Source organism: Dyadobacter sp. Leaf189, from assembly GCF_001424405.1.
Taxonomy (GTDB): domain Bacteria; phylum Bacteroidota; class Bacteroidia; order Cytophagales; family Spirosomataceae; genus Dyadobacter.
Genome location: NZ_LMPS01000001.1, coordinates 1083650 through 1102311 on the forward strand (window position 1 = coordinate 1083650; position 18662 = coordinate 1102311).

14 protein-coding genes are annotated in these 18662 nt (G+C 46.1%); 9 read left to right on the top strand and 5 right to left on the bottom strand.

The window, feature by feature from the left end; all coding sequences use genetic code 11:
- Positions 1 to 20: 20 nt before the first annotated feature.
- The 3 genes from xylA to ASG33_RS04630 form a co-directional block, all read right to left on the bottom strand.
- The gene (xylA, locus tag ASG33_RS04620; protein WP_056280868.1) at positions 21 to 1349 is read right to left on the bottom strand and encodes a xylose isomerase; all 1329 of its coding nucleotides are present in this window, start codon (positions 1347 to 1349) and stop codon (positions 21 to 23) included.
- A 135-nt stretch (positions 1350 to 1484) separates the two neighbouring features.
- Positions 1485 to 3602, bottom strand: coding sequence for a peptidylprolyl isomerase (locus tag ASG33_RS04625; protein WP_056280870.1), 2118 nt, complete (start codon positions 3600 to 3602; stop codon positions 1485 to 1487).
- Positions 3603 to 3720: 118 nt separating this feature from the next.
- The gene (locus ASG33_RS04630) at positions 3721 to 4146 is read right to left on the bottom strand and encodes a hypothetical protein (protein WP_056280872.1); all 426 of its coding nucleotides are present in this window, start codon (positions 4144 to 4146) and stop codon (positions 3721 to 3723) included.
- A gap of 208 nt (positions 4147 to 4354) precedes the next feature.
- Here ASG33_RS04630 and ASG33_RS04635 point away from each other — a divergent pair, with 208 nt between their 5' ends.
- Positions 4355 to 4657 carry an SCP2 sterol-binding domain-containing protein gene (locus tag ASG33_RS04635; protein ID WP_056280874.1) on the top strand — a complete coding sequence of 101 codons (303 nt, stop codon included), beginning with the start codon at positions 4355 to 4357 and terminating at the stop codon, positions 4655 to 4657.
- A 66-nt stretch (positions 4658 to 4723) separates the two neighbouring features.
- Positions 4724 to 6172: a Gfo/Idh/MocA family protein gene (locus ASG33_RS04640; RefSeq protein ID WP_056280876.1), complete on the top strand. Its 1449-nt coding sequence runs from the start codon at positions 4724 to 4726 to the stop codon at positions 6170 to 6172.
- Positions 6173 to 6174: 2 nt separating this feature from the next.
- On the opposite strand, the gene ASG33_RS04645 is transcribed toward ASG33_RS04640, so the two are convergent.
- Positions 6175 to 6894, bottom strand: coding sequence for a pyridoxine 5'-phosphate synthase (locus tag ASG33_RS04645; RefSeq protein ID WP_056280878.1), 720 nt, complete (start codon positions 6892 to 6894; stop codon positions 6175 to 6177).
- Between the two features lie 302 nt (positions 6895 to 7196).
- Here ASG33_RS04645 and ASG33_RS04650 point away from each other — a divergent pair, with 302 nt between their 5' ends.
- The 6 genes from ASG33_RS04650 (at position 7197) to nadB (ending at position 13609) form a co-directional block, all read left to right on the top strand.
- Positions 7197 to 7646 (top strand): GatB/YqeY domain-containing protein, encoded by a 450-nt coding sequence (locus tag ASG33_RS04650; protein WP_056280880.1) that lies wholly within the window; start codon positions 7197 to 7199, stop codon positions 7644 to 7646.
- Positions 7643 to 8176: a CvpA family protein gene (locus ASG33_RS04655; protein ID WP_056280882.1), complete on the top strand. Its 534-nt coding sequence runs from the start codon at positions 7643 to 7645 to the stop codon at positions 8174 to 8176. Before ASG33_RS04650 ends, ASG33_RS04655 begins: the two co-directional genes overlap by 4 nt.
- A 102-nt stretch (positions 8177 to 8278) precedes the next feature.
- On the top strand, positions 8279 to 9331 hold the full coding sequence (gene rlmN, locus ASG33_RS04660) for a 23S rRNA (adenine(2503)-C(2))-methyltransferase RlmN (protein WP_056280884.1): 1053 nt from the start codon (positions 8279 to 8281) through the stop codon (positions 9329 to 9331).
- Between the two features lie 86 nt (positions 9332 to 9417).
- Positions 9418 to 10839 carry an inorganic phosphate transporter gene (locus ASG33_RS04665; protein WP_056280886.1) on the top strand — a complete coding sequence of 474 codons (1422 nt, stop codon included), beginning with the start codon at positions 9418 to 9420 and terminating at the stop codon, positions 10837 to 10839.
- A 154-nt stretch (positions 10840 to 10993) separates the two neighbouring features.
- Positions 10994 to 11989, top strand: a complete 996-nt coding sequence (nadA, locus tag ASG33_RS04670) for a quinolinate synthase NadA (protein ID WP_056280887.1) — start codon at positions 10994 to 10996, stop codon at positions 11987 to 11989.
- A 30-nt stretch (positions 11990 to 12019) separates the two neighbouring features.
- Entirely contained in the window at positions 12020 to 13609 is a 1590-nt protein-coding gene (gene nadB, locus ASG33_RS04675) for an L-aspartate oxidase (protein ID WP_056280889.1), read from the top strand.
- Here the strand turns inward: nadB and ASG33_RS04680 are convergent.
- A complete protein-coding gene (locus ASG33_RS04680) occupies positions 13599 to 14948 on the bottom strand; it encodes a vanadium-dependent haloperoxidase (protein WP_056280891.1) in 1350 nt (449 codons plus the stop codon). The two genes, nadB and ASG33_RS04680, sit on opposite strands and share 11 nt — an antisense overlap.
- 569 nt (positions 14949 to 15517) lie before the next feature.
- On the opposite strand from ASG33_RS04680, the gene ASG33_RS04685 reads away from it, so the two are divergent.
- The gene (locus tag ASG33_RS04685; protein ID WP_056280896.1) at positions 15518 to 18655 is read left to right on the top strand and encodes a TonB-dependent receptor; all 3138 of its coding nucleotides are present in this window, start codon (positions 15518 to 15520) and stop codon (positions 18653 to 18655) included.
- Positions 18656 to 18662 lie beyond the last annotated feature (7 nt).

The following is an 18662-nucleotide window of genomic DNA, read 5'->3' on the forward strand; positions in this document are numbered from 1 at the left end:
TATTTATAATGCTGACAATCTTAGATATAACGGTTGATCAGATTTTCCAGGTACTCCTGTCTTCCTGATGTGATCGCCGGTTCGCCATTTGCAGCTGCCAGCTCAAAAAGATCTTCCAGTTTTAATGCACCTTTTTCAAACTCAGCACCTTTGCCGCCGTCGAAGCTGGCATATCTGTCTGTGCGGATCTTGTCGTATTCTCCATTCTGGATGATTTTGTCGGCAACAACAAGTGCTCTTGCAACTGTATCGACACCACCAATGTGTGCATGGAATACATCTTCCATATCAGTCGAGTTACGACGACGTTTCGCGTCAAAGTTGATACCACCACCTTGTAGTCCGCCTGCTTTAAGGATTACCAGTAATGCTTTTGTCCATTCTGCAAGATCGTTCGGGAATTGGTCAGTATCCCATCCATTCTGGTAGTCTCCACGGTTCGCATCGATTGATCCGAGGATACCTGCATCAGCTGCAACCTGCAATTCGTGCTCAAAAGTATGTCCGGCAAGTGTCGCGTGGTTTACTTCCAGGTTCAATGCGAAATCGCCGAGCAGATCGTGCTGGCGAAGGAAGCCGATTACTGTTGCTGCGTCGTAGTCATACTGGTGTTTCGTTGGCTCGCAAGGTTTTGGCTCAATGAAGAATTTACCTTTGAACCCATTGGCACGTGCATAAGCTACTGAGATTTTAAGCATTTGCGCAAAGTGCTCCTGCTCTCTCTTCATGTCAGTGTTCAAAAGCGTCATATATCCTTCACGACCGCCCCAGAAAACGTAATTTTCTCCACCTAATGCGATTGTTGCATCTAATGCCATTTTAACCTGCGCGCCTGCGTGAGTTACTACTGCAAAGTCAGGGTTGGTAGAAGCGCCATTCATGTAACGGTGGTGGCCAAACAAATTGGCTGTACCCCAAAGCAATTTAACTCCCGATTCCTTCTGCTTCTGGCCCAGGTATTCGGTCAGAGTTTGCAGGCGTTTTTCGTTTGTTTTAACATCATCTGCATAATCCACTACGTCCACGTCATGGAAGCAGTAGTAAGGCAGACCCAGTTTCGTAATCAGCTCAAATGCAGCGTCAGCTTTGTCTTTTGCCCGGTCTACCGCGTCAGACTTCTGGTCCCACGGGTAGAATAGGGTAGGACCTCCGAACGGGTCGAGGCCCGAGCCGCAGAATGTGTGCCAGTAGGCCACTGCAAACCGAAGGTGCTCCTTCATGCTTTTCCCCGCGATCACACGGTTTTCGTCATACCACCGATATGCCAGCGGATTATCCGTTTCGGGACCTTCATAAGCGATTTTCCCGACTCCTTTAAAGTACTCCTGTTCTCCGAGTAAGATGCTCATTTTAACTATAAGTGTAAGATTGACATTTTATAATACAATACTATTACTTTTTTCTGAATTTATTGTAAGTCTGAAATAAAAAGAGGAGCAGAAATCATTTCTGCTCCTCTCAACCTAAGATTTTTTTATTTGATCTCAGAAAAACTTAGCTCTGTTATCTTCGATTTTGGCGTGCTCACGAATCGCTTCGTTTACTAGATATGACATTCTGCTTTCGAGAGATTGCGTCAGTTGTGTTTTGTACTGCGTGAAATCTGCAATTTTCGGAGCTTCTGTTTTATTAAGAAGTTCAACAATGAAGACACCATTTTCACCTGTAAATACATCTGATTTCTGACCTGCCTTCAAGCCAAAAGCTTTACCCAATGCGATAGGATCGAAACCTGCGCTTGTAAGGAAGCCGGTAGCCAGTGAAATATCGTTTGCAGATTCAACCAATGCGCCGGCGCCGTATTTTTTAGCAATTGCATCCAGGTCGCCGGTTGCACCTTTCAATTTGGCAGTGATCTGTTCAGCTTTGATCTGGTTTCTTACCTTGGTAGTAAGCTCGTCGCGGAAATCGTCTACTTTCACTTCTTTCGCGTCAGACTTACCAGTCAGCACTGCTACAACATATTGTTCCTCAGTTTCAAACACAGGAGAAACATCATCTACGTCCGAGTCTTTCTTGAATGCCCATCTTACGATTTCACGTCCATTCTGAATCGCATTGATATTCGTTGCTGATTCAGGAACGCGGTTAGCAGTAGCAACTACCAGTGCTTTGTTCTTTTTAACAGCTTCCTGGAATTGTTGTCTTGTTTTTACAGAGTTTACAAACTCGTCAGCTCTTCTGTAAGCTTCGTCACGTGTTGCCTGGCTCGGAGCGATTGTTTTTCCGATTGCGGCAATGTGGTATAATGTGTTCGATTTTGGATCTGTTACCTTGATAATATGGAATCCAAACTGGCTTTCTACAATTCTTGGGATCAGGCCCGGAGCAGTAGCTGAGAAAACAGCGTCTTCAAATGGTTTCACCATTGCGCCGTTGTTCTGGAAATAATTCAGGTCACCGCCACGCTGTGCTGATCCGGGATCTGCGCTGGAAGTAGCTGCAAGTGCTTCAAAGTTCGCTCCCGCTTTGATCTGCGCCAGGATACTTTCTGCTCTTGTACGTGCTGCTGCCTTCGCTGAGTCAGACTGGTTTTCAGGACGGATCAGAATGTGGCTTGCTCTTGCAGAAGCTACTGTATCTTTTCTTGTACCGCCGTATTTGTAGATATAATAGGTATTTCCTTCGCGGTAAGGTCCGTAAACGCCACCTGGAACAAATGTCTTCACAGCTTCTTTCAACTGGTCTGACATATTTGCCAGTGACATATTGATCGGAAGCGGAATGTCCGAATTCATACTTGCGAATGCAGAATCGTTAGGAGCAGCCGCCAGACCTCTTGCGAGTTCTTTGATTTCGGAGTAAAGCGCCGCGCTGTCATCTTTCGCTGGCTGAACCGGGAAGGTAACGTACTCGATTGAACGCGTATCCGTTCCTTTGTATTCTTTCCGGTGTGCGCTCAGGTAGTCCTGAAGCTGCGCGTCCGTTACTTTAATGGTAGTATCAACAACCGAGAAATAAGGTACATACAAATAGCGCAAATTGGCTTTGGTATTTTGTGCTATGTATTCTTTCTCTGCCTGTGCTTTCGGAGTATAGGTAGAAAGTCGCAGCAGGTTTTCGTATTTGGTACGGGTGCGTTCTTCGCGAAGGCTTTTCTCGAAGTTCTCCCATGATTTCTGTTGTTCAATCGGAAGTGTTTTCAGGTTTTTCAGGTAATTGATAACTGCATTTTTATCAAACTTTCCTGTTGTAGGATCTGAAAAAGCCTGCAAGATCGAGGGACTGATGTGATTTCCTTGTACCATATCGTACAATTCTTCATCTGTCACAGTAAGACCGAGCTCATCAAATTGTTTCTTATATGCAATATCAACCACAAACTGGTTCCAGGCCTGGTCTCTCAGTGAAGCGAGCTCATTTTCGTTCAGGCTGCGGCCCGACTGTGCTTCATAGTTCTGGCGAAAGCCGTCAACCCGACTTTGAAAGTCCTTGATATTGATTTCTTTGCCGGCGATCTCACCTACAACCTGGTTATTACTTCCGCCCAGCATTGAATTGGGACCTAAAAGATCGCCCCCAACCATAAAAAGAATTAAACTGATAGCGATTACCGTCACGGCAACCCCGGATTTCTCTCTGATCTTGTTAATTAAAGCCATTTTCTCGATTCAAAATTAGTGCGCAAAATAAAATCTTTTCTTCGTGGAAAGCAAGAGCTTACATTCCAATTTCAAGATAATGAATGCTATGTGATTGAGGCGAATGCCGGGGGGAAGTTCAGTACATATGCTTCAGGTTGAAAGCATACAGGATTGCCATAAAAGTACTGATCAGAACTCCTGCCATTGCTGTAATTACTCCCAGCCAGCCGCCAATGAGGAAAAGCGGTGCAAGAAATGCAACTCCGATGCCCGCCAGGTAAAGGTAATATCCCTTTTTTTGAAGGTTCCACATCAGGTAAGCAGCATAAAGAGAGAGTGATTCGAAGATCAGCATGATAATCGCGCCTGTTTTGATGGATTCCGGTGTGGTTTGCTCGATCACTGCTTCGAACATCTTGTCCATTGTCTCGGTGTCGGCAGTTGTGTTCTGCTTATCGACGCTCTCTCTGACAGTTTCAAATGTTTCCCGGGTCCTGTCTGCCATTACTCCCGGACTCCATAATCTTTCTGATTGTGTCCAAAGCCCTGAAACAGAACTCATGAAGGTGAGAAAACACAATATTGTAAGGAAAGTCGGACGTTTTACGGGATCACTCATTGAGTAGGATAATCAGCAGATCAGTTCGTTCTGCTTTGTAAAATTTGCGGATTTCGATGAAAAGACCAAAGCGATTTGAATATTCTTACAGTCAAATATACTTTTGTCCTTTCAGTTTCACTTAATACATAACAACGAAAAACTACTTCTGATGAGCCTTCAAATTCTGACCGAACGCATTAAAAATATTCTTGGAACCGATAGCGGCCTTGGTGCAACTGCCAAGTTTGTGACCGAAGAAGGTGTGGTTTACGTCGATGGGAAATCCATTCCGAATGCAGTTTCCAACGATGATACCGAAGCCGATGCCACCTTCGAGGTATCTACAAAAAACGCATTGAAACTGATTGATGGCGACCTGAACGCGATGATGGCGCTGATGACGGGCAAGCTTAAAATAGACGGTGATATGGGTGTTGCGATGAAAATAGCTGAAACTTTCGGCGGCAAATAGTAGGGCTGGAAATCGGCAGGCTTTTTCGGGTAAGCGGGTTAGTTTAAAAAGCCCGTGTCCGGACCAATGGAAGATCAAAAGTCAAGCTCACAGGATCACAGCCGCAGGGCATTTGTAAAAGCAGCGGCACTGGCGGCCTCAGGCTTCATGATTGTGCCCCGCCACGTTTTAGGGAAAGGATTTATCCCGCCAAGTGACAAATTAAATATAGCTGCGGTAGGCTGCGGTGGAAAGGCGGATGTGAATATCCGGCAATCCTATAATAATGGAGCCGAAAACATCGTCGCGCTTTGCGACGTAGACGACCGGCAATCCGAAAAGTACAGAAAGCAGTTTCCGAATGCTCCTTATTATAAAGACTACCGGAAAATGTTGGAAAAGGAAGCAAAGAATATTGACGCTGTCCTGATCACAACACCGGATCACATGCATTTCCCGATCGCCAATTCTTGCATTGAACTGGGAAAGCACGTGTATGTGGAAAAGCCGCTTACCAAAGACATTTGGGAAGCCAGAACATTAACCCAGGCGGCCGCCAAATACAAGGTGGTAACTCAAATGGGAAATCAGGGCAGCAGCAGCGACGGTACCCGGCAGACAGAAGCGATTGTGCAATCGGGTGTGCTGGGTGATGTATATAAGATTGAAGTATGGACCGACCGGCCGGTGTGGCCGCAGGGTGTAAAATCACCTAAAGACAGGGGCGAATCTCAGCCTGTGCCTAAGGAGGTCGACTGGGACCTTTGGCTCGGTACTGCACCGAAGCGCGATTACCATGAAGCATATATGCCGTTTAGATGGCGTGGCTACTGGGATTTCGGTACAGGTGCATTGGGCGATATGGGTTGTCACTTCATTGATGTGCCTTTTCGTGCCATGAAGCTGGGTTATCCTACTTCTGTTGAATGCAGCGTCGGTTCCGTGTACGCGGATTTTTTCAGTCAGGCTTTCTTCGACGATGTATGTCCGCCTTCGACTTCCATTCACCTGAAATTTGCATCCAAAACCCCAGGAAAAGAAATCAGTTTCTCTTGGTACGACGGCGGCATCCGGCCGCAGCTGCCCGACGGTTGTGATTATAAAACGGTCTTCGGCAGTGTGGATGGCGGAATGTTGTTTATAGGTACAAAGGGGATATTAAGTGCAGAAATGTTCGGTGAAAATCCGAGACTCTGGCCTGAGAAGAAATTCGAAAATGTAAGGCTGAATGTGAAACCCAGGGCTCTGGTAGCCGGAAACTGGCAGGGGCACCAGCAGCAGTTTGTGCAGGCTTGTAAGAAAGGTTACGGTGCGTACACCAGCTCTTCTTTCGACCAGGCAGGCCCACTAACGGAGATCGTTTTAATGGGTAACCTAGCCGTAAGATCTTACCTGCACCGCGAAGCCAAAGCAGATGGAAAAGGATTTACATTCCCTGGCCGGCAAAAACTGATCTGGGACGGGGCTAATATGAAGATCACCAATTTCGATGTCGCCAACCAATTTGTAAAGAGGGAATATCGCCAGGGCTGGTAAATCTATAATTCCAGCTCCCGCAAATACATTTGGATTGTGTTTTCAAGACCCAGGTACAATGCATCCGAGATCAGGGCGTGGCCGATGGAAACTTCGTCCAGCCAGGGAATACTTTGTTTTAGAAAACGCAGGTTATCGAGGCTGAGGTCGTGGCCGGCATTCAAACCTAACCCAACTTCTCTGGCAGTTTCAGCTGCTGCTACGAATGGTATGACTGCTTTTTGTCTGTTTTCAAAATAACCTGCGGCATAAGGTTCCGTATAAAGTTCCACACGGTCTGCGCCGCATATTTTGGCGCCTTCCACCATTTTCTCGTCGGGATCTACAAAAACGGATACGCGAATGCCGGCAGACTTGAAGATGTGGATCAGATCTGTCAGTTCACTTTTATTATTAATAGTGTCCCAGCCTGCATTGGAAGTAATTGCGTGCAATGCGTCAGGAACCAGCGTTACCTGGTCGGGTTTGTTTGCTAGAACAAGCTCTACAAACTTCTTTTCTGACGGATTTCCTTCGATGTTAAATTCAGTAGTTACTACCTCTTTCAAGTCGTACACATCCTGGTACCTGATGTGTCGCTCATCGGGCCTGGGGTGAACTGTTATTCCCTGCGCACCAAACCGCTCACAATCCAGCGCGACTTTTAATACATTAGGATTATCACCGCCGCGTGAGTTACGAAGGGTGGCAATTTTGTTGATATTAACGCTTAGGCGAGTCATTGTTTAATGAGTGAATGAGTGAATGATTGAATGAGTGAATGTTTGAATGTGTGCTTTCGAATTATCAGGTAGTGCTAAATTAGGGTTAATTGGGAGGATTATTTTAGTTTTGTTGCCGGCAAATTTCACCAGAAGCTTGTCAGAAACGCTTCGTACAAACAACTAACCCATCCTCAATACAAACACCAAACCTTTGTAAAGATCGAAAAACCAACCTATTCGCTCATTAACATACCCATTAATTCACTCCTTCAAAAGATATTCACTCATTCACTCAATCAGTCATTCAACATTAAAAAAACATGTCTCTAAAAACACAAGTCGAGTCGGGAATAAAAGATGCAATGCGGGCCAAAGACCAGGATAAGCTCCGGGCGCTGCGTGCGATCAAATCGCTTATCTTATTGGAAGAAACAAAAGGCGGCGCCAGCGGCGAGCTTTCTGCTGATGACGAACTAAAATTGCTGACCAAAGCTGCCAAACAGCGTCGTGAATCTGCGGATATCTACAAAACCCAGAATCGCGCCGACTTGCTGGAAAAGGAAGAAGCGGAACTGGCGATAATCGAGCAGTTTTTACCTAAGCAACTTTCCGAAGAGGAAGTGAAAGCGAAATTGCAGGAAATTATAGCCAGGGTAGGCGCATCAGGGCCTTCTGACATGGGCAAGGTAATGGGCGTTGCTACCAAGGAGCTTGCGGGACAGGCAGAAGGTAAAGTCGTTTCAGCATTGGTGAAGGGATTGCTCGCATGAAGTTACTGGATGTGATCATCCTCATTCCGCTCCTCTGGGGAGCTTTGCATGGTTACCGTAAAGGTTTGCTGATCGAGATCATCGGGATAGCCGGATTTGCGGTGGCGATGGTACTTGGATTTAAGTTTTTAGGGCTGGGCATGGAAGTGCTCACGCCTTATTTCAGCGATAATATGGCGAAGAAAATCTTGCCTTACATTGGATTTTCGGCGATTTTCTTTCCTACCATATTTTTGTTAAACCAGTTTGGCTACATGATCCGGCGCTCACTCCGGTACTCTATCCTGGGTACTTTCGACAGTTTTGCCGGCGCTATGGTGGGCATTTTTACCTGGGTTTTTGGGATCAGTGTGTTTTTCTGGCTGGTGGATATGATCGGGGTGAAAATACCCGCGCACCGCACAGACGATACTTACATTTACCCGCTCGTAGTACCTATTGCCCCTAATCTGATCACCAAAGCCCTGGCGCTGATGCCCGACGGTACGGCGCTGATCAGTGAATGGAAGCGTGAATATCTGGACGATTGAACTTTCAGAATCTGCCCAGGGTTAAGCTTTCGATATTGATTTTCAATAACTTTGCAGTTAAAACAGGTTGAATGCACCCCGCATTTGACCAAATAATATAAAATGACCGGATTAGAGGAAAAGCAGGATATCCGCAAAATGAGCGTTGATCAGCTGAAACAATGGATGGCGGAGCATGGTGAAAAAGCTTTCAGAGCGAAACAGATTTATGAATGGATCTGGAAAAAATCTTCGCATTCATTTGCCGAAATGACCAATCTTTCGCTCGGTACCCGCCAGTTGATGGACCAGCATTTCGTGATCCGATCAATGGAAGTTGCCAAGCAGCAGCAAAGCAACGACGGTACGATCAAGTCTGCCTTCCGCCTTTTTGACGGCAACCTTGTAGAAGGTGTGCTGATACCCGCAGCGGACAGAATGACTGCTTGTGTTAGCAGCCAGGTAGGATGTTCCTTAACCTGTAAATTTTGCGCTACCGGTTATATGGACCGCAAACGTAACCTTGAAGCAGGTGAGATATATGACCAGGTAGTCGCCATTGCCAAGCAGGCAGAGGGGAGCTTCAATGCGCCTCTTACCAACATTGTTTACATGGGAATGGGCGAGCCGCTTTTGAACTATACCAATGTTTTAAAATCCATCGAGCACATTACCTCTCCCGAGGGCTTGAATATGTCGCCGAAGCGGATCACGGTTTCTACTGCTGGTATTGCCAAAATGATCAAAAAGCTGGGTGATGATGAGGTGCGTTTCCGGCTTGCATTGTCGCTGCACGCGGCCAACGATGCAAAAAGAAATCAGATTATGCCGATCAACGAATCCAATTCACTGGAAAACCTGGCGGAGGCTCTGAATTATTTCTACCGAAAAACAGGTAACCGTATTACTTTCGAATATATCGTTTTTAATAACTTCAATGATACTTTGCAGGATGCGAAAGAGCTTTGGGAGTTTACGAAGAAAGTGCCTGCGAGAGTGAATATCATCGAGTACAATCCGATTGCAGAAGCTGATTTCAAGAACACAGAGGGGGATAAGCTTGATAAATTTGCGGGCTTTCTGGAAGATCGGGGAGTGTCAGTACACGTAAGAAGAAGTCGTGGAAAAGATATCGATGCAGCTTGCGGTCAGCTGGCTAATAAGGAAACGGCCTAGGAGTTTGGCTTAACAATTTGTTAATATTGCATCGCTTAAGAATAAGTAGCTTTGTGCTGTTATAGATAAACTTATATACTTCTTCTATGTTTGGTCTTGAAACCGACATTTTTATTCTCCTCGCTTTTAGCATTTTAGCAGCCTGCGCATTCGAATTTGTTAACGGTTTTCACGATACTGCCAATGCAGTAGCAACTGTGATTTATACAAATTCACTAAAACCGAATGTAGCCGTTATCTGGTCGGGTTTTATGAATTTCTGCGGTGTTTTCTTTGGAGGGATTGCAGTTGCAATGGGAATTGTTAACCTGCTACCGGTCGAACTGCTGATCGACCAGAATGTGTACCACAGCGCCGCCATGGTCTTTGCATTGCTTTTCAGCGCGATCATCTGGAACCTGGGCACCTGGTATTTTGGCTTGCCGAGTTCAAGTTCACATACATTGATTGGCTCCATTCTGGGTGTGGGACTGGCTTTCACATTCATGCCTGAAAATTCAAATGCTGCCGGTGTCAACTGGTCCAAGGCGAAAGAACTCTTCATGTCGCTGCTAACCTCACCGATTTTCGGTTTTGCACTTGCGATTATTATTATGTTCATACTGCGCCGCTCGCTCTCCAAGCCGCTGCGTGAGATCGTTTTCAGCGAACCCAAAAAGAATCAGGCGCCTCCGATCTGGATACGTGTGATTTTGATTACTACCTGTACGCTTGTAAGCTTTTTCCATGGTTCCAATGATGGTCAAAAGGGAGTTGGACTGGTAATGCTGATTTTGATCGGAATTGTTCCTGCTCATTTCGCATTGGACAACAGTCTGGATCCAAGCAAAATGAAGTCAGACCTGATCGGAATAGAGCAGGCAGTGGGCAGAATTGATTCGTCAAGACTGTCTGTAACGGACCGCCTGCATCTGGCCACTATCAAACAGGAAGTCGCAAACCTCACAGTGCAGATAAACGATTCACTCCCGGAGCATAAGTTGCCCATGGAAAAAAGAATGGACGCCCGTCGCTCATTGCTTTTGATCAGCCGCAATACAAAGACAATTCTGGACAATGGTCACGCCAACCTTAACTCTGCTGATGTTGCATATTTGAAAATGCAGTCTGGCAGTGAAAACGGGATCAGGCGCTATACGGATTATGCCCCAGACTGGGTTATTCTGATGATTTCCCTCTCACTTGGTTTGGGAACAATGGTGGGCTGGAAGCGGATTGTTGTAACGATTGGCGAGAAAATCGGAAAGCAGCATTTGACTTACGCCCAAGGGGCATCTGCGGAGCTGGTAGCAGCGAGTACAATCGGCGTTTCATCTTATATGGGGCTTCCGGTAAGTACCACGCACGTACTTTCTTCGGGTATTGCGGGTTCAATGGTTGCAAGTAAAGGTGTGAAAAACCTGCAAGGCGGCACGATCAGGAATATTGTGATTGCTTGGATACTTACATTGCCGGTTACCATGCTTTTGTCAGGTACACTCTATGCATTTTTCCGCTGGATTTTATAGTAAATAGATATCGATAGTCAATAAAAAGCCGCAGGGATCGCCTCTGCGGCTTTTCATTTATCCGGGTGCCGCACTTTCTTTGCCCTGGATTGGTTTTAATGTTGTAATTTCGAAATAGAGTTTTAAGATCCATTAAAGCCAATTATTCACCAGAATGACTACTATTGAAGATCAGGTAAACCGTTACGGCTACGTTACGGAGGCAGTTGCAGAAGATATCGATTTGATTGCCGAGATCAAGAGATTAAAGGAAGAAAAGAATGCGGTTATCCTCGCACACTATTATGTAGATGCTGAAATACAGGATCTGGCTGACTACATTGGCGACAGTCTGGGCCTTTCCCAGCAGGCAGCAGCTACCGAGGCGGATATGATCGTGTTTTGCGGAGTGCACTTCATGGGTGAAACTGCCAAAATCCTGAGTCCTGATAAAAAGGTGGTCATTCCTGATCTGAATGCAGGCTGCTCACTCGCTGACTCTGCGCCTGCTGATAAATTCGCTGCCTTCAAAGCCCAGTATCCGGATCACATTGTAATCAGCTATATCAACTGCTCAGCGGAGATTAAGGCGCTGACAGATATTGTTTGTACTTCTTCGAATGCATTGCAGATCGTGGAAAGTCTGCCGAAAGATCAGAAAATTATCTTCGCTCCCGACGCAAACCTGGGCCGGTACGTGGCTCACAAAACAGGCCGCGAGATGGTTTTATGGGATGGAGCCTGCATTGTGCATATTGATATTTCGCGTGAAAAGTTAAAGCAGCTTCAGGAAGAAAACCCGGATGCATTGCTGATCGCGCATCCTGAATGCAAAGAGGATATCCTGAAACAAGCCGATTTCGTAAGTTCAACAACGGGACTGTTAAAGTTTGTAAAGGAATCGCCGCATACCAAGTTTATCGTGGCGACCGAAGCCGGTATTTTGCATAAAATGAAACAGTCGGTACCGGACAAAAAGCTGATACCTGCGCCCGGCTCTGATAATAATACCTGTGCCTGTTCAGAATGTCCCTACATGAAGATGAACACATTAGAAAAGGTGTATAATGCACTTTATTATGAGCAGCCGGAGATTTTTGTGCCGGAGGATGTCAGGTTAAAAGCCTATGAATCAGTCGCCCGGATGCTTGAACTGAGCAAAGGTATCTGATCAAACAGTTATGTAATTTTATTCTGATTTATGCCCCAGTTTGATTTTCTGATCATTGGTTCGGGAATTGCCGGACTTAGTTATGCAGCCAAGCTCGCCCGACATTTCGATTCGCTGAATCAGGAAAAGTCTATCGCGGTAATTACCAAAGTTCAGGCCGATGAAACCAATACCAAGTATGCACAAGGCGGCATTGCGGTAGTCTGGGCTGAGTCAGATTCGTTTGAAAAACATATCCAGGACACAATGGACGCGGGTGACGAGGTCAACAAGCGGAACATCGTGGAAATTGTGGTGAGAGAAGCGCCCGAGCGGATACAGGAACTGATCGATTATGGAACCCGCTTCGATAAGGAAAGCGGAGGAGAATACGACCTGGCCAAAGAAGGCGGGCATTCAGATCACCGGATTTTACATTTCAAGGACATTACAGGCGCCGAAATAGAGCGCGCATTGCTTGAAGAGGTAAACAGGCACAAAAGCATTCAGATTTTTACGCATTATTACGCCGTCGAGTTGATCACCCAGCACCATTTGGGGGAAACAGTTTACCGGTATCAGGAAGATATTAAATGTTTTGGCGCGTATGTGCTGAACAGGCAAACTGGAAAAGTCGAGAAATTCGTTGCCAAAACGACCATGCTCGCTACCGGCGGCATCGGAAATATTTACCAGAGTACGACCAATCCCACGATCGCAACCGGCGACGGCATTGCAATGGCGTACCGCGCCAAAGGTATTTGCGACAACATGGAGTTCATCCAGTTTCACCCTACCAGCTTTTACAAGCCCGGACAAAAACCCTCATTCCTTATTTCGGAAGCAGTACGTGGTTTTGGGGGAATATTAAAAAGGGGGGACGGTAGTACTTTCATGGAAAACTACGATTCGCGACTTTCCCTGGCGCCCAGGGACATTGTTGCGCGTGCGATAGATTCAGAAATGAAAAAGAATGGGGTAGACCATGTTTATCTCGACGTGCGGCATTGTGACTACGAGAAGTTTGTCGAACATTTCCCAAATATCACAGAATACTGTCTGAACGAAGGTATCGACGTAAGAAAAGACATGATCCCGGTTGTTCCGGCGCAGCACTATATGTGCGGCGGGATCAGGGTGAATGAGTGGGGGAAAACCAATATTGACTTCCTTTATGCAGTAGGTGAATGTTCCTGTACTGGTTTGCACGGTTCCAACCGGCTCGCCTCCAACTCGCTGCTGGAAGCGGTCGTATTTGGTCATCGCGCTTATGAAGATACACTTGCGAGTTTCGAAAGAGCACAAACACCGGGGAACATACCGGAATGGGACGATTCGGGCACCACGCATCCCGAAGAGCAGGTGCTGGTAACCGAAATGACGCGCGAGCTGAACAGCATTATGTCCAACTATGTTGGTATCGTACGCACCGATCGCAGGATGAAACGAGCCTACGACCGGCTTGAACTATTACATGAAGAGCACGAGCAGCTTTACCGCGAGTCAAAGGTATCTGTTGCCATTTGCGAGCTCAGAAACATGATATCCGTTTCTTATCTCATTATCAAAATGGCGATGGCGCGGCGCGAGAACATTGGTCTGCATTATAATTCTGACCACGTTCATCAGGCTACTTTTTAGCCAGCGTTTCCCTGTTTTTCCTGGTGATTACGCGTTTTAATACGTTTTCGCCGATCTTTTCACCGAGGTGTGTCCCTTCTTCAACGCCGTCGCGGTAGTGTATACCGCCGTAAACCCGGCTAATGGAAGCATCCCAGTAAGCTTCTTCAAATGACTTGAAGGATTTTACGCCGTGTCCGTATTTCTTTTCCGTAGTGTCCGTAAAAGCTACATTAGCGCCGATCAGGTGTGTCAATACGGTTCCGCAGGCTGCCGAAATGGAGCTGTGGCCGCTCACATATTCGGGGAATGCGGGTGTTTCCAGGAATGGACGCCACTCGGGTGCCCAGTTATTGTTTATCACAGTTTCTGGCCTGATCCGCACTGTCCGGTACTTTTCGTCCCAGCAAGCCACAAAAGCATCGAATATAGATAGTGCGCCAAGGGTGTAAGCTTCGGTCGCCTGCATCAGATCCAGCTTCTTGTCGGTTGTCACTGTACGTATGATCGCAAGCCAGTGACCGGCCGGTGTCATTTTCTTGTTGGCGAACATTGCATGCCCCACGACATTGGTTACAAAAGCATTGTCATCCCAGAAATAGGCAGTTGCTTTCTGATCATCTGTGAGGTTATTACCTGTATCATATACTTCCATTGCCAGCTTCATGAACTTGCTGTTTTTGTCAAGATCGTATTTAGCCGGGGGAGGACAGCGAAACTGTGTGACAGAATCCAGCGTGAATGTCCGAACCGTGTTCCACATAGGTTCGCAAGCATCTGCATAGGCGGGCGGCGTAGGTACCCAGGTTCCTGGTGCATTGGTAACTGTGTACCGGTAACCACGGATTTCCTTGTAATGGTCTTTCGAAGAATAACGGATCACGTGTTTGGCAACAGAATCCCCGTATGCAAGTGACCGCGTATATACATCTTCGGGTATGCCCATTTGCGCATACTTCTCAAACAAATCCTTCTCGTATTTATCCCACATATCACCCGAGAATGTCAGCGTGCGGCCTACGGAGGTGAATGCCTTGATACTGGCCAGCGGGTAGCAATATGCCAGTGAAGAATCGGGCTTTGGCGGAGCTTCAAATTTTACGAGCTGGCCTGCAAGTGACTTATATTCAGGGTATCCCGGTGCAAGTGCTTCATAGGCAGCAAGGAAAGAATAGCTGTAAATGCGGCTGGCAACAGGGGGCTTGAAGATATCGTGAATAATGACATCAGTGAGATATGTTGCTGTTTGGTGAAATAGCTGCGGATCGGCTGCTTTGGCATTGTACTCGGCTGGCGACAGCTCTTTCCGGCAGCTGAAAAACAGGGGAACAAGGATCAGGGAGAGTAAGCGAAATCTCATTAGCAATATGCAGGTGGATCAGGATGTTTTTGAATGAATATACGAATATAAGTAAGATTGGAAATGTTACCAATTCTGGATTAAAGAACGAATAATTGTAACTTATATACTACTAAATCCGGCCATTTTAGCCTAAAACAGCCATTTCATTGTTATTTTTTAATAAATTATATACCTAAATTAAGAACCCTTTTTTTTGTGAAAAAATTAATATCTTTTTGTACAAACAAACGAGTAAAAAAGATTTCACCACGCTTATGCTACCAGTTTTTGGCGGTGTTGCGAACCGAATTGTGTTATAAGTACACCCTTTCATATCAGTGCCCGGCTATCTACTCACCTAACAATTAACCTATGTAATAAACTTTCCGAACTACTCCTTCCGATTTGTAGACCGGCTTCCCGGAGATGGAAGCAATGCAAGCTCTACGTTCCGTGCTTATACGGTTAAGCAATTTTCAATACCACTTTCTAACTCTAAATTTTAATCTATGAGATTTTCTACTGAATGGATACCTCGTGTCATTTCGCGCGGTGTTTTTTCACTTATCCTTCTCGTTGCGACTGTCATGATCGCTCATGCGCAGAACACAGTCAAAGGCAGGATCAAGGATGAGCAAGGCCAGGCGTTACCGGGCGTGAGCGTTGTTGTCAAAGGGACCACAGCAGGAACTGTTACCGATAATGAAGGCAATTACTCCGTAAATGCGGACAGAAATTCGACATTGGTGTTTTCTTTCATTGGTTACCTGACCCAGGAAATCGAGATCGGAACCAGAAATAATGTTGATATCACATTGGCTGCCGATACCAAAGCACTTGAAGAAGTGGTGGTTGTAGGTTATGGTACTGCCAAAAAGGCAACATTGACAGGTTCTGTAACAGCTGTAAAAGGAGCTGAGCTTCAAAAAGCACCTGCTGCCAACCTTTCCAATACATTGGGCGGCCGTCTTCCGGGTATCTCAGCGGTACAAAGCAGCGGTGAGCCTGGCTACGATGGTTCTGCGATCCGTATCCGCGGTACCAACTCACTCGGTAACAGTAACGCGCTAATCGTTGTGGATGGTGTTCCCAACAGAAGTGGTGGTTTGGACCGTATCAATCCTGCTGACATTGAAAGTATCTCCGTTTTGAAAGATGCAGCAGCTGCGATTTACGGTTCACGCGCAGGTAACGGGGTAATCCTGATTACTACCAAACGTGGAAAAACCGGCAAGCCGCAATTGTCTTACGATATGAACTTCGGGGTTTCGCAGCCAACGCGTACACCTGAAATGTCGAATGCATCTGAATATGCAACCATCCGTAACGAATTGCAGATTTATGATAACCTTCCTGTGGGAGAGTGGCAAGGTGCATTGCAAGGCTTTAATTCAACCGGATCTTACAAAAGAATCGATAACGGAAACGTGATCAATGCGGTTTTCAATCCGGATGATATGAAGAAGTTTGCTGATGGTTCTGATCCCTACCTGCACCCAAATACAGACTGGTATGGTTCAGTTTTGAGAAAATGGGCTCCTCAGCAGCGTCATAATGTGCAGTTGACAGGTGGTAGCGACAATATCAAATATCTGGCGTCTCTGGGCCACATTAATCAGGATGGATATTATGTGAATTCAGCGACTGGTTACAAGCAGTACGATATGCGTATCAATTTGGATACAAAAATCAATAAGTATGTAACTGCAAACCTAGGATTGACGCTTCGCGAAGAATTCCGTCACTTCCCAAGCGGAGGTAACAGTGCGGGCGCAATCTTCCGTATGCTGATGCGTGGTAAACCAACTGAAATCGCAATCTGGCCAGACGGAAGCCCGGGCCCGGATATCGAGAATGGACAAAATCCTGCGGTAATTACTACCAATACAACAGGTTACAATAACGACAAGAGAGATTACATCCAAACAAATGGCGGTCTTGAAATTCAGGTTCCTGGCGTACCAGGTTTGAAAATCAATGCAATGGCCGCATTGGATAAGCAACTTCGTCGTCAGAAAAACTTTGAAACTCCCTGGACGCTTTTTTTCTGGGACAAAAAGACTTACGAAGCTGACGGAAAAACGCCTTTTATCACAGGTACAGTTCGTTCAACTTTCAAAGACCCGCGTATCAGAGAAAGTGCTTCTCAGGAACTTTCCATTCAGCTGACCGGCCAGGCTTCTTACGAAAAATCGATCGGCGGACACAACTTCAATGTAATGGCGGGTATCCAGCGTGAAAAAGTGGATGCAGATGGATTCTTCGCTTTCCGTCGCTATTTTATCTCGCCTGTGGTTGACCAGCTTTTTGCGGGTGGTACTGCTGAGCAGGATATCAACAACTTTGATCTTTACAAAAGAGCCCGTTTGAGCTACTTCGGACGTGCAGGTTACAACTTCAAAGAGAAGTATCTTGCTGAATTCCTGTGGCGTGTAGACGGTTCGTATGTATTTCCAAAAGACGGCCGTTTCGGTTTCTTCCCTGGTATCTCAGCAGGTTGGAGGGTTTCGGAAGAAGATTTCTGGAAGAACAATATCCGGTTCATGAACAACGTGAAAGTGCGCGGATCATGGGGACAAATGGGTGCTGAACCTTACATTCTTGGAACAGAAACCCTGGCTGAATACCAGTATTTGTCAACAATGGGCTTTGGTAGCTACATTATCAATGATCAGGTTGCCAAAACATTGCTTGAATCCCGTGTGGCCAACAGCGCATTCACATGGGAAGTTGCCAACAACAGCAACTTCGGTATCGAAGGTACGCTGCTGAACGACAAGGTTTCATTCGAGTTTGACTACTTCGTAAACAACCGTTCTAACATCCTGATCCCGAAAACAGGTACTACACCTTCGTCTGCGGGTATCGACGGCAAGCTTCCTCCTCAAAACCTGGGTAAGCTTCAAAACAAAGGATGGGAGTTTAAAGTGAGCTACGATGGTAATGCAGGCGATTTCACTTACTCTGTGAGTGTAAATGGCGGTTATGCCAAAAACAAGATCAAATATTGGGATGAAGTTCCGGGAGCTCCTTCTTATCAGCGCTCAACCGGTATGCCTTACCAGTCGTTCCTTGTTTACACTTTCGACGGTGCATTTAAAGACCAGGCTGAAATTGATGCTAACAAACTTGATTATACACCAATTACAGGTAACCTGAGGCCTGGTGACATGAAGTTCAAAGACATCAATGGCGATGGAAAGATCAGCGCTGATGACCGTATCCGTACGCAGAAAGTTCAGCGTCCATGGTTTACCGGCGGTGCCTCGATCAACCTGGGCTACAAAGCATTCGATCTTGCTGTTCTGTTCCAGGGCGCATTTGGCGGCTTGCAGCTGGTAGGCTTGACTGAGTCCGGCGACATTGGTAACTACCTGAAATATGACTACGATCACCGCTGGACAATCGACAACCCGACTGACAAGTACCCACGTTTGACCAACCGGAACAACAGGTACTATACCAACACAGGTCAGGCAGGTTTCAACGATTACTTCCTGAAAAGCAACAACTACGTGCGTTTGAAGAACATCGAGCTTGGTTATAACCTACCATCTGAGATTGGTTCTAAAATTGGCCTGAGCAATCTGCGTGTTTACGTAAATGGATTGAACCTTCTGACTTTTGACAAAATCAAGATCTGGGATCCGGAATCTACCAACACAAGCGGTCAGTACTATCCACAGGCAAGAGTTGTGAGCGCAGGTCTACGTCTAGCATTTTAATGAAAAT